This is a genomic window from Amycolatopsis rhabdoformis, assembly GCF_035918295.1.
Taxonomy (GTDB): Bacteria; Actinomycetota; Actinomycetes; order Mycobacteriales; family Pseudonocardiaceae; genus Amycolatopsis; species Amycolatopsis rhabdoformis.
Genome location: NZ_CP142149.1, coordinates 1730930 through 1745221 on the forward strand (window position 1 = coordinate 1730930; position 14292 = coordinate 1745221).

The window sequence follows — 14292 nt, forward strand, 5'->3', positions numbered from 1 at the left end:
TGCGGTGATCACGAAGATCACCGTACGCGGGGCGAAGTCAGAACCGTGTCATCAGCGCCGTGGCCACCCGGTCGCCCAGCGCCAGGCGCGCGGAATCCGTGGGCCGCTCGGGCGTGTCCTGGCCCAGCGGCGCGGCGGCCAGCGCATCGAGGCGCACTTTGCCGATGTTCTGCTCGTCGTGGGTGTTCGAGAGGATCAGCTCCCGCCCGGTGCCGAGGTCCAGCACGAGCGCGGGAAAGCCGCCGAGGTTCACGCGCGGGAGGCCCGCCTCCCACTGGGACAGGTTCGAGGCCGGGTCGAACTCGAGCGTGAAGTCGACGCTGCGGTCGGCCGTGCTGCCCAGGCACTGGGTCTTCGTGTACGCGACCTGGCCCCGCTGTCCGGTGGCCTTCTCGATGGCCTCGTCGAGCAGGGTGCAGGCCAGGTCCACCGCGTCCGGCGCCGCGACGATCGCCTCGCCGCCGCCGCCGCCGCCGCCGCCGCCGCGGGGCACGGGCACGGTCTTCGCCGCCCGGCAGTCCTGCGAGAGCAGCGCCGAGATGCGGCACGCCGGAGCCACGTCCGGCTCGTCGGACACGCTCGCCGGCATCCCGAGCGAGGCCGGCGCCGGCGGCACCGGCGGGGGCGGCCCGGCGAGCAGCGCCTGGATCTTCGTGGCGACGTCGGTGAGCCCGTCGCACCCGCCCCGCAGCGTGGCCAGCGGCGTGGTCCCGGCCGGCGCCCAGTTGATCACGCACGTGTCGGTGTAGTCCGTGAGCCGGCCCGGCACCGACCCGATGCGCACCAGTCGGCCTTCGGCGGGGAATTCGTCCACGGTGAAGGACAGCAGCCGCCCCGCGAACCGGTAGTCACCCCACTGGCACTCGTCGGCCCGCGTCGGGTCGCCGATCTCGGTGTCGCGGATCGGGTCCAGCTGCGGATCCGCGGGCGCGCGCCCGAGCACCCGCAGCAACGGCTCGCACGCTCCCCACCGCACGAGCGGCCCCCGGCCGTCCGCGAGCGCGTTCGGATCCTTCAGCTTCCCGAGCAGCCCCGGAATCGCCGCCTTCGCAGCAGTGCACGCTTGGTCACGCCCGGCTTTCCCGCCGACCTCCAGCCACACCGCCCGCGTCGGCGACAACGGCACCGCCCAGCGGCACACCACGGATCCCTCGGTGGCGGCGGGCTCGTGGTAGCTCAGGTACACCCGCGACCCGGCCTGCTCCAGCACCTGCGACCGGTACCGCGCGAAGTGGTTGATCGCGCCACCGACCTCGACCGTCATGGTCAGGCCGCCGGCCACCGGCGTCTCGCAGGCGTGGGGAGCCGTCGCCTTCCCCGGCGTCGGCAGCAAGGCGCACGGATCGACCTGACGCACCGCCCAGTCCGCCTGCGCCTCCCAATCCACCGCCACCGGCTTCGGCACCGGCTCGGGCGCCGGCCCACCGCAAGCGGCGGCGAAGACCAGCAGAACCAGCCCCAGGACCGGCCACGGTGCGCGCATGGACCGCACCGTACGGCCGGGCCGCGGGAGGGGTCCCGGAGATCAACGCCGTCGAAGGGGGTCGGAGAAGGCGGCTTCGCGCCGCGGTGTGGGGTATGTCGTTCTGTCGGTCTCTGGCGGCAGCCGCGGACTACCTACGCAGCCCGATGAGGAGCTGCGCGCTCAAGCGAATCACCGCGACGGGTGGCGCGCGGCGGAGTTCGACCGCGGGGCCTCGGACGAGAGGCACCCGGCAGCCGGTTGAACCGCGAACGTCAGCCGGTCGCGGTCAGCGAGGTCACCTCGAGCCACTTGCGGCGGTCGAGGAGGAGGTCGATGTCGGCCCACAGGGCGCGCTCGGCGTCGCGGTGGGTGGCGGGCAGGTGGGCGATTTCGCGGTACAGCAGGGAGATGTTGTGGTCGACCGCGGGCAGGTCCGGGCACAGGTACAACGTGCCGGTGCGGCCGGTGACAGTAGTGAGGTCGTCGGGGGTGGGCAGCTTTTTCGGTGCCATGAATCCCAGGGTCGCAGCGGCACGGCGCAGGCACATTGCCGCCAGCGGCCGTACCGGGGCGGGTGCTGGCCGGAATACCCCGGTACCAGCCAGCCGGTACGGACGCCGCGTCACTCGGCCGGTGTCACTGGGCCGCGTCACTGGCCCGCGCCACTGGGCCGTGTCACTTGGCCGGGGCGCGCCGGCGTGCCGCCGCGGCCCGGCCGCCGCCCGCCGGCTTCCCCGTGGACCACTTGAGCTCCACTTCCAGCTCCACCTCGCGCCCGTCGATCTCCACCTCCACCTCGATCGCCACCTCGTCGGGCACGTGCACCTTCACGGTGCTCGCCCCCAGCGCGATCTCGATCTTCCCGCCCGCCTGCAACGCTTCGGCCAGTGTGGCGAGCCGGCGGGCGGCGTCCTCACGCGACAGTGTCTCTTCGCGCTTCACCTCGACGTCGGACATGGCCTGGCTCCTCACGCTCGCGGACGTTGCCGCGAACAGCACCAGCCGCGCGCGGCCGCCGCATCACCTGTCAGGCGTGAACTGCCCGGCGACCAGCGTCTCGACCTACTCGGCCGGGTACGAGAGATCGGCGACGCCTCGTCACGGGGTCGCGTCGACCGCCGCGAACAACGTCCGCACGCAGATGTCGCGCAGTTCCTCGTGGGTGACCTTCGGTTCGTCGAGCCAGTCGAGGATGAGCGTGGCCACGAACGCCAGCCAGCCGCGCACGGCCAGCCGGGTCGCCTCGGTGATCGGCCGCAACAGGGCGAGTGCGGCGAGGATGCGGTCGGTGTTCGCCGCCATCCCGGCCTCGCGGATCTCCCGGATCTCGCGGTCGGCGTCGCCGGCGGAGCGGTGCACGATGCGGTAGCCGTCGGGGTGGGTGCGGGCGAACTCGAGGTACACGTCGAGGCCGGCGCTGAGCTGCGTGACCACCGGCAGGGCCGGATCAGGTTCGCTCATCGCCAGCAGCTCGTCGCGCTGACGGCGCACGATCTCGGCGAAGAACTCCTTCTTGGTGGGGAAGTAGTGGTACAGCAGGCCGCGCGAGACCTGCGCGATCTCGGCGACCTCTTCGATCCACACCTCGTCGTACGGCCGGTTCGCGAACAGTCCGGCGCCGATGCCCAGGAGCTGCTCGCGCCGCTGCTCCGTGCTCAGCCGTGTCCGCATCACGCGAGCTTACTTGACACGGGTTCAGTATCGGGGGATCGTGACGTTATTGGATCTGGGTTCAATAGGGGAGCGACCGTGGACACCACCGGGATTCCGCACCGGCCGGGCCGGCTGCCGGTCATCGGCGACCTGATCGGCGCCAACCCGCGCACGCCGTTGCAGGACACCCTGCGCGTCGGCCGGCGGGTCGGGCCGATCTTCACGCGCAAGATCTTCGGTTTCGAGATCGTGTTCGCCGGCGGCGTCGACGTGGTCACGCAGCTCAACGACGAGACGAAGTTCGGCAAGCACGTGGGCCTCGGCATCGAGAACCTGCGCGCGCTGGCGGGCGACGGGCTCTTCACCGCCCACACCGGCGAGCCCAACTGGCGCCTGGCCCACGACATCCTGCAGCCGGCGTTCTCGGCCGAGGCGATGCGCCGCTACCACCCGATGATGCTCGAGGTGGCGCACGAGCTCACGGCCGCGTGGGACCGCGCGACCGGCCCGGTCGACGTCGCCGCCGACATGACCCGCCTCACCCTCGAGACGATCGGCCTCGCCGGCTTCGGCTACCGCTTCGGCTCGTTCGAGCGCACCGAGCCCCACCCGTTCGTCACGGCCATGATCCGCGCGCTGCGGTTCGCCCAGCTGCAGAACGTGAAGCTGCCCTTCGCGCGGCGCGCGTTCGCCGGCACGCCCGCGCAGAACAAGGCCGACATCGCGACCATGACAAACCTGGTCGACGAGGTGATCGAGACCCGCCGCCGCGAGGGCGGCGAAAGCCGCGACCTGCTCGGCATGATGCTCAGCGAGGGCCACCCGGACACGGGGGAGCGGCTCGACCCGGTGAACATCCGCAACCAGGCCATCACCTTCGTCGTCGCCGGCCACGAAACGACCTCCGGCGCACTGTCCTTCGCCCTCTACTACCTCACCCGCAACCCCGACACCCTCGCCAAGGCCCGCGCCGAGGTCGACGCCGTGTGGGGCGACCGCGACCCGTCCTTCGCCGACGTCGCCAAGCTCCGGTACGTGCGCCGCGTGCTCGACGAGTCCATGCGCCTCTGGCCCACCGCCCCCGGCTACTCCCGCGAGGCCCGCGAAGACGTCCTCCTCGGCGGCAAGTACCCCATGCAGAAGGGCGACTGGGTGATCGTGCCCCTGCCGCTCGTCCACCGCGACCCGGCCGTGTGGGGCCCGGACCCGGAGAAGTTCGACCCGGACCGCTTCGAACCCGCCGCGGTCAAAAAACGCCCCGCCCAGGCCTACAAACCGTTCGGCACCGGCGAACGCGCCTGCATCGGCCGCCAGTTCGCCCTGCACGAAGCCGTCCTCGCCCTGGGAATGGTCCTGCAACGCTACGACTTCACCGCGGATCCGGCGTACGAGCTCAAGATCGCCGAATCCCTGACCCTGAAGCCGAGCGGCTTCACGGTCCGGCCACGCGTCCGCAATCGCGCCCGGGTGGCGGCTCGGTAACTCCGGGCCCTACGCAGCGGGCGCGGGAGAGGCGGGCGCGGCGTCACGAGCGAGCTGCCGGCTGGACCGCCATTCCTGGGCTTCGGCTTCTTCGACGTAGTCGAGCAGGTTGTCGCGCAGGCCCATCGCCTCGAGCTCCTGCAGGATCTCGGCCGGCGTCGCGTAGAAGAACTCGCGCCGGAGGTTCACGCGGTTCACGCGCCGGTCGGCGAGCCGCTGGTGCAAGCGCGTCTCGAGACTCACCGCGTCGGCGTCGAAGATCTTGGCGTGCACGTCGAACCGGAACGGAACGGAGGCGTCGCCCAGCTCCCGGACCCGCTCCAGTGGGTCCAGCCGTCTGGTGAGGCCGATCTTGACCACGCCGTCGCCGAACGACCCGACGTTGGAGATCACGTACACCCACCCCGTGCGGATGTTCGCTTCGCGTTCTTCGACCCCGCGGATCGCTTCGTCGATCTCGTCCAGCTTGGCCCGCGCCGCTTCGGCCTGCTGCCCGTCACCGGATTCGGCCCATTTCTGCAGAGCGTTGCGCCAGTGCGCCTGTTCCTTGTTCAGCCGGGACTTTTCCCGCTCGAACTCCCGCTGCGCCTGCTGCTCGTCACGCTGGCGCTCCCGTTCGGCTCTGATGCGCTCCTTCTCCTCCTCGACCTTCGCCAGGTGATCGGCGGTGAGTTCGAGTTCCTCGAGGCGCAACCGGTGATAGCCCGGGGAGATGTTGATGTTCATCGTCTTTCCCAACCGGGAGATGACGTCGCGGGTCTTGGTCAGCCGGTCCAGGGCGGAATCGAGCCGGTACGGACGCATCGACCGCACGCAGTTGTCGGCCTCGGCGTTGTAGGCGCGCAACATCAGCTTGGAGAAGTCGCGGACCATCCGCTGGCCTTCCACGGCGGAGCCGTTCACGGTCCAGTCGGTGGTCGCGGTGATCGCGTGGTTGTTCTTCGCGGCGACCTTGACGGAGTCCTTCAGCTTCTGCAGGGCGGCCTTGTAGGCCACCGCGTCGGCGAGGCGGTGCCGGAACTCGTAGATGCCGGCTTCCTGGAGCAGGGCGATCTCCTGGGTCTCGACGACCTCGGCTCGCACCCTCGTGAGCTTCTCCGCCTCTTCGGCCAGCTGCCGGCGGACAGCGGCCAACTCGGCCTCCGCGGCTTTCTGCTGCTGAGCCTGGGCGGTTCGCTGATCCTGGCTCTCCGCGCGAAGCTGGTCGACCGTCCGGCGCAGCTGCCGGATTTCCTGTTCGAGAGCCAGTGCGTCGGCGCCCCGCAGCTCGGTGTAGCGCGAATTGAGATCCGCCAGCTTCGCCTTCAGCGCATCGTTGCGTGCGGCGGTTTCCTGAAGCTGCGCGGTCAGCTGCTGGGCCTTGCCGTTCTCCGAGCGCAGGGCTTCGAGCGCTGTGGCGAGCTCGCTCTCCAACGCGGTGGCGCGCTTGCGTGCGCCGAACAGCCCAGGACCTTTCGGCTGCGCTGACGTCGGCGCTGTTTGGTGGGGTGCCGGCGTGTGGGGTGCAGCCGTGTGGGGTGCCGGCGCGACGGGTGCGTCCGGTTCGAACGTCCACAGCTGCCAGAACTGGGGCGGCTGCGGCCAATCAGCCGGTGGCAGCCAACCGGGGGGAGGCGCCCAGCCGGCGGGAAGGGCAGGCCAGTTCGGTGGTGGGTTGAACCGGTATGCCATGCCACTTCCCTCCGGAGGTCACGATCACAGGAGGGAGTCGGGCCGTCGTGAACGGGTGTTACACGTCGGTCGCAGCCCGCGCGTCGCGGTGGCGGCTCAGTAACTCCGCCACCCCCGACGCCACACCACCGGCCCAGTGCGATCATCCCTCCGGCCACCAACCCGGCTCTGGGGAGAACTCCGATGACCACACCACCCCGCGACGCCCTCGCCGCCGTCGCCGCGCTTCTCGCCCCGAACTCCGCCGCGGTCTCCGCCCGTGCGCTGGCCGCGCGGGACGACCCGGACGCCTACCTCCGCGACCACGCCGACCGCCTCGACGACCGCGGCATCGACGAGCCTTTCGAAGGCCTGCCGTGGATCGCGCTGGTCGACGCGCTCGACGACCACGGTCTGCTGGCCGAGGTGGACTGGAAGGAAGCCGCGGACGAGATCGTCGGCCGGTTGCGGAAATTGAGTTCCGCGCCGCGGGCCGACGAGCTGTGGGACGAGCTGGCCGCCAGCGACCTTCCCACGTTCGAGTTCCTCGAAGCCGCCGGCGAACGGCTGCTCACGCTGGGCACCGCGCTCGGCGTGCTCGACATCGAGTCCGACTGCTACCCCCTCGTCCTCCTACCGGCCGACCGTGCCGACGACCTCATGGAGCGCGCGACCGAGGCCGGGTTCGCCGCCGGGGTGTACGGAAGCCAAGCCGGTTAGCTTGCCGGCTCGCCACACCTCGGCGGTGACTTCGAGCCCGCTGAGGACGGTGCCGTCGGCCCGGACCGACGGCATCGTCCTCACTGCCCGTTCTTCGCGGCCGGTTCGACCTCACGGTGCGCTCCCGTGACCTCCGGTTCCCACCGCAGCAGATCACCCGGCTGACACTCCAGCACCTCGCACAACGCCGCCAACGTCGCGAACCGCACCGCCTTCGCGCGGCCGTTCTTGAGCACCGCCAGGTTGGCCGGCGTGATCCCCACCCGCTCGGCGAGCTCACCCACGGACATCTTGCGGCGGGCCAGCATCACGTCGATGTCCACGGCGATCGGCATCAGATCACCTCGTCGAGCTCGGCGCGCATCCGCGACGCCTCGACGTCGCGCGCGACGGCTTGCGACAGCAGCATCCGCAGCACCAGCACGATGAGCGCGACGCCGAGAATGGCCACGCCGATGCCGCCCATGATCAGCGTGACACCGGGGTCGTCCCGCTGGCCCGGCGCGTTCACGGCCGTGACGGCGAACCACACCAGCGCCGCCGCCACGATCGCGCCGATCACGCCGTCGACGTACCGGAACGCGGCGTGCGAGAACACGGTGCCGCGGCCCACCATCGCCACGAGCCGCCACACGCACACGATGGCCACCTGCGCCGCCACCATGCCGAGGATCGCGAGCACGCGGAACGCCGTGAGTGGCAGGGTTCCCTCCACCGGCTTGGCGATCACCGCCCACACCATCGCCACCTGCACGAACACGGTGCCGAGCAGCACCACCACGAGCACGGCGCGCAGCGCCCGCACGGTCAGTTTCCCCACAGCCATCCCTCTCCATCGATTCGCGATGGAAATCTATCGTAATTCGATAGGTCGGGCAAGGCTGGCTCACGAGCGACCGGCGGCGGCGAGCTCCGGGTGTCCCGAATCAGCGGGCCGGGCTGACCCCGTTGAACCAATTCCGCGCGTCGACCGCCGTGTCGTGTTCCCGTTGGCCCACCACGGAAATCCGGTCGAGGGCGGCGAGGTGCTCCGGGGTGAGCGCGACGTCGGCCGCGTGGGTGTTCTCCTCGAAGAACGAAACCCGGCGGGTGCCCGGAATCGGCACGACGTCCGGCGCTTTCGCGAGCAGCCACGCGAGCGCGACCTGCCCCGGCGTGGCCGCGACCTCGGCCGCGATGCCGCGGATCACGTCGATGGTCGAGAGGTTGTGGTCGATGTTTTCCTCGGAGTACCAAGGCATCCGGCGCCGGTGGTCGCGGTCGGTGAGGTCCTCGCGCGAGCTCACGGCTCCGGTGAGCGCGCCGCGGCCGAGCGGGCTGTAGGGCACGATCGCGATGTTCAGCTCGCGCGCCAGCGGGAAGACCTCGTCCTCGATCCCGCGCTCCCACAGTGACCACTCGGTCTCGATCGCCGTGATCGGGTGCACGGCGGCCGCGCGGCGGATCGTGTCGGGCGCGGCCTCCGACAGGCCCAGGTGGCGCACCTTGCCCTCGGCCACGAACTCGGCCATGGCGCCGACGGTGTCCTCGATCGGCACGGTCGGGTCCACGCGGTGCTGGTAGTAGAGGTCGACGTGGTCGGTGTTCAGCCGGCGCAACGATCGCTCGAGCCGCTCCCGCGCGTACGCGGGGCTGCCGTCGATGCGAGCCTCGCCGCCGCCGAAGGGCGCGGAGACGATGCCGAACTTGGTGGCCACCGCGAAGTCGTCGCGGCGGCCGGCGATCGCGCGGCCGAGGATCTCCTCGCTGTCGCCGTACCCGTCGGCGGTGTCGATCATCGTCACGCCGAGCTCCGCGGCGCGGTCGAGGATCTCTCGCGCCGCGGCGTCCGGGTCGTACCCGCTCTGGCCGTAGGGGTTGGCGAAGCTCATCGCGCCGTACCCGATCGCGCCGACCTCCAGGCGCCCGGCGCCGAGGAAACGGGTGGGAATGCTCATCGTGGTGTCCTTTCGCGGAGGAGCCCGTATGTCCTCACTTGGGGACAACGTTAGTCCACACTCGTGGACTTGTCTCGTGGGATCCGTAGACTGGCGCCATGACCGACGTCACTCCGGTCGTCCCGCGAAGACGCGACGCGGAGGCGACGCAGCGCGCGATCCTCGACGCCGCGATCGACGCCTTCGCCCGCAGCGGCTACGACGGCGCGAGCACGCGCGACATCGCCCGCGAGGCGGGCATCGACCCGAGGCTGATCTCGCGCTACTTCGGCTCCAAGGAAGGGCTTTTCGCGCGCGCGGTCGAGGAGACCTACCGGCACCCGCTGATGATGGTGCCGGGCCACAACCGCGAGGTCGCGGCCGCACTACTCGGCGACGCACCGTCGGGGCAGACGAAGGGCCTGCTGCTCACGATCCGCTCGGCCGCCAACGAACGCGCCGTGGAGATCATGCGCGACCACCTCGAACGCCACTACCAACGCGACCTCGCCGCCGCCCTCCCCGGACCGGACGCCGCAACCCGCGCGGCCCTGCTCATCGCCGTCTGCAGCGGCATCCAGATGCAGCGCAACGTGTTGCGCAACCGGGCCCTTCAGGGTGCCGACCAGGAGGCGGTCGTCGACGATCTCGCCGCCGCGCTCGACTTGATCGGCTCCGGCCTGCCGGCCCGCGGTTGAACTCACTCGGGTGGCGCCGGCCTCTTCGAGCGGAATCTGGTGCCTGGGCAGGAACATGGTCGCCCTGCGCGCGAAGATGGGTCCGATGTGGACACAGGGGAGCCGAGTGCTTCACGGCGATCCTCCGCGTCGCAAGTGTTGCTCGCCCGCTCCTCGCCAGGACGCGACGTCAGACCACCCATGAGGATTCCTCAACCGTCCCGCTGTCCGGGGGGATCTCCACTCAGCCGAACACGAGCCGCTTCCCCGCCTTGCCAGGCTCGTCCAGCTCGAACTTCACCGTCAGATCGGTACCGTTCAGCAGTTCCACCTGCTGACGGAACGTCTCACTCGTGGCATACCCGGTCTTCTCGAACTTCCACACGTCCCGAAACCACACCCGCAACGCGTCGAGCAACCGCCCGTCCATCCCGGCCTTCCGCTGCGGCAGCCGCACCCAGAAGAACACCACCGCGTCGACCTCACTCCACTCGTCCCCGTCGACCGCGGTCACCCCGCACTTCGCCAGGAACGTCGCGCTCGTGGGAAACACGTACACACAACCCAGGCACGTACTCCCGGCCGGATCGACCACCGTGTAGTTGAACGCCCGGTGCGCCGCGTGCCGCTCCTCCATGTCGACGACGTCCTCGCGGTTCTCCTCCACCATGAAGCCGTCCTCGGGCCACGCCGTCTGCCGCCACAGCCGCAGATCCTCGCGCGTCTCCATCACCGCCGCGTAGTCGCGCTCGGTATCCGCCACCACGATCGGCCGCACCGTGAACTCCCCGGTCCTGAGCTCCGCCGGCACCGGCTCCGTCGTTTCGGTGAATGCCACCCGTCGCTCCTCCGCCGCACCGCCCAGGACGCACTTCACGCTACGGCGCAGGTCAACCGATTTCGCCACCCACGCCGCAGACAACGCCGTCGCCGGCTCGGCCCACTCAGCTACCGTGCACACGTGATCAGACCGCGGCGCGCATGACGATCGACGCGGCAACCACCGCCTCACTCGGCGACCGCTACCACGGCGGCGGAACGGCCCGATTCGCCCACGGCCTGCTCGTCATCGCCTCCCCGGACAGCACCGACGACCACGCCGGGTGGGACCCGGCCCGCGAACCCGTCCACGCCGGCCCGGACTCGCTGTACGTAGGCGTGCGGCAGTCCGCCAGTGGCCCCGTCGCGGTGGCCTGCCTCGAGGAGCCCGCACCACACGGCGCCCTCGACGTGCTGTTCCGCGGAGAAATCACGCTGGCTCGCGCATCGATAGCGCTCTACGACCCCCATGGGCAGCTCCGGCTCGAACGGCCCGTGGAACGGGACCTGAACCGCATCACCCTCTACGGCGACGACCCCGATGAGCCGGCCGAGATCGTCGTGGTGTTGGGCGTGCCCGACGAGAAACGGTCGCCGCGTCAGCCTTGAGCCGCGTGCGCGACCTGGCCTGCCGACGTCCCCCGGGTCGGTCGTGTCCTACCGACTTGCCGAACCGTCTGACATGATGGTTCTCGCCATGCGAGCCGGGCTGTACCCGGTTCGACAGCATCTACGCGGGCTATGCGGGCGGATCCTGCACTCCGGACGACATGCCTTCCCAACGTTCACGACGATGATCGCCGTGCTGTTCGACGACGGTTCGGCGAGCCATGGAGGAAACATGCTTGTCACTGAGTTTGTCGCGCACCGCAGTTCGGGCAAGTCCAGAGTGTTCGCTCTCGTCCGCGGATCCGTCGACTCCCTCGAGGTCGTCACCTCCGTGGGAGTCGACGACGTGGATATGACCGAGGATCTGGTCCGTGAACTGAACTTCTTCTTGATCGAGCGCGACGAAGCGTCCCTCAACGCCCTTTTGGCTCGCTTTCCTCAAGCGGTGCAGATGGCCGTCCGTGCGTTCTTGCTGGAGCGGTGCCAGGTGACGGTGGGTTCGACGAGTGTGTTCGGGACGGTCGAGCCGGTCAAACTGATGTCCGTCTACGGTCGCGAGCTCAAGGAGTTCGTGGGCGCGGCCTACCTGCTCGGTCTGGGCGTCAACGTTTCGAACGAAGTCGACGAGCGTGGTCAAACCTCGTGGGTCTTCGAGCTCGCGTCCGCGGAGCCGTTCGTGCGAGCGAGTGAAGGCCGGCGCGCCTGGTTGCTGCCTGATGGCGTCCCGTTGTTGTCGACGTGGACGAGCCGAGATTCCACGGGGGAAGATGTCATCGACCACGCGGTGGGTTTTGCCGAGAACGCGGCTTCCCGTGGTCACTGGGTGCACCTGCACACCTTCGAACAGGGCGACGGTGAGTCCATCGACAGCGGTTCTACTTCGGAGCTGGTCGTCGACGTCTTCGATGTGCCAGTGCCACCGTCGGAGGAGGACTCCGACGCTTGAGTCGCAACAACGGTCGGGGGCCGGCAGCCGGCCCCGGCTCGCCGAACATCAACCGCCAACCTGACCCCGAACACCCACCCCCCACCCATCCGTAACAGTTCCCCAACCCCCACCGACTCCCCGCTGCGTACTGCGCCCACAAGCGAGGGAGTGCCGGTGAAGGTGAAGTGGGTGGTCGCCGGCGTGGTGGTGCTCGTGCTCGCGGCCGGGGCGGGCTACGTGTTCCTGAGTCGCGGCACCGGGGCGCCCGCGCAGGGAAGTGTGGCGCAGCAGCAAACTTCGCCGGCGCCGAAGAGCGAGGCGCCCAAGAGCGAAGCCCACGAGGTGGCAGTGGCGCTCGGCGCGCTCGTTCACGACCCCGCGTCCCTGGTCGCGACCTCCAGCCGTGAGCTCGTGGGCGGGCGCGCGGCGGAGGGGGTGCCGCCCGGGTCGAGTGTGGTGGCGGACGAGGCGACGTGGTCGCCGGACGGGGTCGGGGGCGGCGTGATCGACGTGACGCTGCGGTCGCCCGGGTATCCGCCGACGGATTTCGCCGCCGTGATGGTGCGGGAAGGGCGCGCGTGGAAAGTGGCGGCGACCGTGCCGATCCCGGGGCCGACGCGGTGAAGCGCTTCGCGGCCGTGCTCGCGGCAGGCCTGGCAGTGTGCGGAATCCTGGCCGCGCCCGCGAGCGCACGGGCCCAGAACCCGGCGGACATCCACTGCGCCGGCGTGCAGCTCGCGCCGGCGCCGTTGAAGAAGGCGCCCGACCTCAACCCCGACGGCTCGCCGGTGCGGATCACGCCGGACGCGCGCGGGAAGTTCGTCCCCGTCGTGATGGTGCACGGCTGGACCGGCGCCGCCACGCACACCGACGACCGCGGCGGCGCCTTCTCCCACCTGATCGACCTGGCCGCGAACCAGCTCACCGCGACGCGGACGTCCCGGTCCCTGATCGGGCAGCTCCAACGCGATCAGGGCACCGCCGTGTTCACCTTCGACTACCACGAATACTCCGCGCGCTGGGTCGACGATCCGCACATCGGCCCGGCGCTCGGCGACGCCATCGACTGTCTCTACCGGGCCACGGGCGAGAAGGTGATCGTGGTCGCGCACTCCATGGGCGGCCTGGCGACCCGGTACGCCCTCACCCACCGCGGCGCGGCCGGCGCCGATCGCGCCGGCGAGGTGAGCACGGTGGTCACCCTCGGCACGCCGGAGACGGGCTCGCTGGTGGCCCTGCTCGGCAGCGACGCGCTCGACGTGGGCGCGGCCACGGGCGCGGCGCTCGCGGCGGTCCGGCTGATCCTCGCGACGTGCGGGAAGGCGACCACGAAGGCGCTCACGACCGGGTCGCTGTGTGACATCCTGCCGCCGCCCGCGCGGGCCGCGGACTCCGAAGCGGGCCGCGCGCTGCGGACGGGCTCGCCGCAGCTGGCGGCGCTCAAACCGTTCCCCGCCGGGGTGACCGTGCACGCCCTCTACGGCGACACGAACCTCACCATCCCCAAGGCCGGCTGGTTCCACGCGCCGTGGGACGTCGATCGCGTGCGGGTCGGGGACCTGATCGTGATGCCGGATTCCGCCACGAACGGCGTCAAGCAAACCAGCAAGGCCTCCTGCGACTACCAGCTCAACCCCACCCGCGCCGCGACCGACGGCATCGGGCTGTCGCTCGGGCTCACCGCCCGGAGCGACGTCGCCCAGCCGATCACCTCGATCGCCGGCGCCTGTTTCCACGGCAACCTGATGCGCACCATCCAGCTCACCAACGAGGTCACCGGCATCGTCTCCGACGACGTCGGCGCCCGGCAGCCGAAGACCACTGTGGTCACCGTGAAGCCGGTGGCCCGCAACGGCACCCTCGCACCGGGCTGGACGGTGGCCGACGACGGCGAAAGCGTCGACTGCGGCACGCCGGCCTCCCCGTCACCGGCGGCGACCGGCCGGGACATCGTCACGTGCAGCCCCACGGCCGCCTCGGCCGACGTCTGCTGGACCCAGCAGGACCGGATCTCCCTGCTGTGCGGCTGGGATCCGTGGACCAGAACCCTGCACCGCAACACCGCCGAAGCACCCGTCACTCCGGTGGCCGCCTCGTCCTCACCCGTGCCGTGGGCGCTCGAACTCGTCGACGGAACGAAGTGCCGCCTCCGCAACGGCGGCGCGTGGCCGGGCCGCTCGGACGACTACGTCGGCGCCTACAGCTGCGACGAGGGCCGCGGCGAGCTGGCCGTGCTGGCGAACTCCGCCGACCTGATCGACAAATCCACTCCGATGTGGACAGTGCCGGTCGGCGTCCTCGACGACAAGGCGAGCGGCTCCCCGCCGCCCCGGACGGTCGGCATCCGGGTGGCCTACTTCGCCTCCAGCTGAG

The 14292-nt window shown here is 70.6% G+C and carries 16 protein-coding genes; 7 read left to right on the forward strand and 9 right to left on the reverse strand.

Annotated features, from left to right (window positions below; all coding sequences use genetic code 11):
• Positions 1 to 37: 37 nt before the first annotated feature.
• From VSH64_RS08075 to VSH64_RS08090, 4 genes are all read right to left on the reverse strand, one after another.
• Positions 38 to 1483: a hypothetical protein gene (locus VSH64_RS08075; protein WP_326834871.1), complete on the reverse strand. Its 1446-nt coding sequence runs from the start codon at positions 1481 to 1483 to the stop codon at positions 38 to 40.
• A 254-nt stretch (positions 1484 to 1737) separates the two neighbouring features.
• Entirely contained in the window at positions 1738 to 1977 is a 240-nt protein-coding gene (locus VSH64_RS08080; RefSeq protein ID WP_326834872.1) for a hypothetical protein, read from the reverse strand.
• Between the two features lie 163 nt (positions 1978 to 2140).
• Positions 2141 to 2422: an amphi-Trp domain-containing protein gene (locus tag VSH64_RS08085; protein WP_326834873.1), complete on the reverse strand. Its 282-nt coding sequence runs from the start codon at positions 2420 to 2422 to the stop codon at positions 2141 to 2143.
• 141 nt (positions 2423 to 2563) lie between these two features.
• On the reverse strand, positions 2564 to 3136 hold the full coding sequence (locus tag VSH64_RS08090) for a TetR/AcrR family transcriptional regulator (RefSeq protein ID WP_326834874.1): 573 nt from the start codon (positions 3134 to 3136) through the stop codon (positions 2564 to 2566).
• 78 nt (positions 3137 to 3214) lie between these two features.
• Between VSH64_RS08090 and VSH64_RS08095 the strand changes: the two genes are divergently transcribed.
• On the forward strand, positions 3215 to 4600 hold the full coding sequence (locus tag VSH64_RS08095) for a cytochrome P450 (RefSeq protein ID WP_326834875.1): 1386 nt from the start codon (positions 3215 to 3217) through the stop codon (positions 4598 to 4600).
• 9 nt (positions 4601 to 4609) lie between these two features.
• Here the strand turns inward: VSH64_RS08095 and VSH64_RS08100 are convergent, their stop codons facing one another.
• Entirely contained in the window at positions 4610 to 6013 is a 1404-nt protein-coding gene (locus VSH64_RS08100) for a DUF4041 domain-containing protein (RefSeq protein ID WP_326834876.1), read from the reverse strand.
• A gap of 441 nt (positions 6014 to 6454) precedes the next feature.
• Here VSH64_RS08100 and VSH64_RS08105 point away from each other — a divergent pair, with 441 nt between their 5' ends.
• On the forward strand, positions 6455 to 6970 hold the full coding sequence (locus VSH64_RS08105; RefSeq protein ID WP_326834877.1) for a DUF6630 family protein: 516 nt from the start codon (positions 6455 to 6457) through the stop codon (positions 6968 to 6970).
• Positions 6971 to 7050: 80 nt separating this feature from the next.
• Here the strand turns inward: VSH64_RS08105 and VSH64_RS08110 are convergent, their stop codons facing one another.
• The 3 genes from VSH64_RS08110 to VSH64_RS08120 form a co-directional block, all read right to left on the reverse strand.
• Positions 7051 to 7305 carry a helix-turn-helix domain-containing protein gene (locus VSH64_RS08110; protein WP_326834878.1) on the reverse strand — a complete coding sequence of 85 codons (255 nt, stop codon included), beginning with the start codon at positions 7303 to 7305 and terminating at the stop codon, positions 7051 to 7053.
• On the reverse strand, positions 7305 to 7796 hold the full coding sequence (locus VSH64_RS08115) for a DUF2975 domain-containing protein (protein ID WP_326834879.1): 492 nt from the start codon (positions 7794 to 7796) through the stop codon (positions 7305 to 7307). The genes VSH64_RS08110 and VSH64_RS08115 overlap by 1 nt, the downstream gene beginning before the upstream one ends.
• Before the next feature lie 100 nt (positions 7797 to 7896).
• Positions 7897 to 8907: an aldo/keto reductase gene (locus VSH64_RS08120; RefSeq protein ID WP_326834880.1), complete on the reverse strand. Its 1011-nt coding sequence runs from the start codon at positions 8905 to 8907 to the stop codon at positions 7897 to 7899.
• Positions 8908 to 9005: 98 nt separating this feature from the next.
• Here VSH64_RS08120 and VSH64_RS08125 point away from each other — a divergent pair, with 98 nt between their 5' ends.
• Positions 9006 to 9584 (forward strand): TetR/AcrR family transcriptional regulator, encoded by a 579-nt coding sequence (locus VSH64_RS08125; protein WP_326834881.1) that lies wholly within the window; start codon positions 9006 to 9008, stop codon positions 9582 to 9584.
• A 223-nt stretch (positions 9585 to 9807) separates the two neighbouring features.
• On the opposite strand, the gene VSH64_RS08130 is transcribed toward VSH64_RS08125, so the two are convergent.
• A complete protein-coding gene (locus tag VSH64_RS08130) occupies positions 9808 to 10401 on the reverse strand; it encodes a hypothetical protein (protein ID WP_326834882.1) in 594 nt (197 codons plus the stop codon).
• Between the two features lie 143 nt (positions 10402 to 10544).
• Here VSH64_RS08130 and VSH64_RS08135 point away from each other — a divergent pair, with 143 nt between their 5' ends.
• The 4 genes from VSH64_RS08135 (at position 10545) to VSH64_RS08150 (ending at position 14291) form a co-directional block, all read left to right on the forward strand.
• Positions 10545 to 10991 (forward strand): hypothetical protein, encoded by a 447-nt coding sequence (locus VSH64_RS08135; RefSeq protein WP_326834883.1) that lies wholly within the window; start codon positions 10545 to 10547, stop codon positions 10989 to 10991.
• A 184-nt stretch (positions 10992 to 11175) separates the two neighbouring features.
• Entirely contained in the window at positions 11176 to 11937 is a 762-nt protein-coding gene (locus VSH64_RS08140; RefSeq protein WP_326834884.1) for a hypothetical protein, read from the forward strand.
• A 156-nt stretch (positions 11938 to 12093) separates the two neighbouring features.
• Positions 12094 to 12543: a hypothetical protein gene (locus VSH64_RS08145; RefSeq protein WP_326834885.1), complete on the forward strand. Its 450-nt coding sequence runs from the start codon at positions 12094 to 12096 to the stop codon at positions 12541 to 12543.
• A complete protein-coding gene (locus tag VSH64_RS08150) occupies positions 12498 to 14291 on the forward strand; it encodes an esterase/lipase family protein (RefSeq protein ID WP_326834886.1) in 1794 nt (597 codons plus the stop codon). Before VSH64_RS08145 ends, VSH64_RS08150 begins: the two co-directional genes overlap by 46 nt.
• Position 14292: the final 1 nt, after the last annotated feature.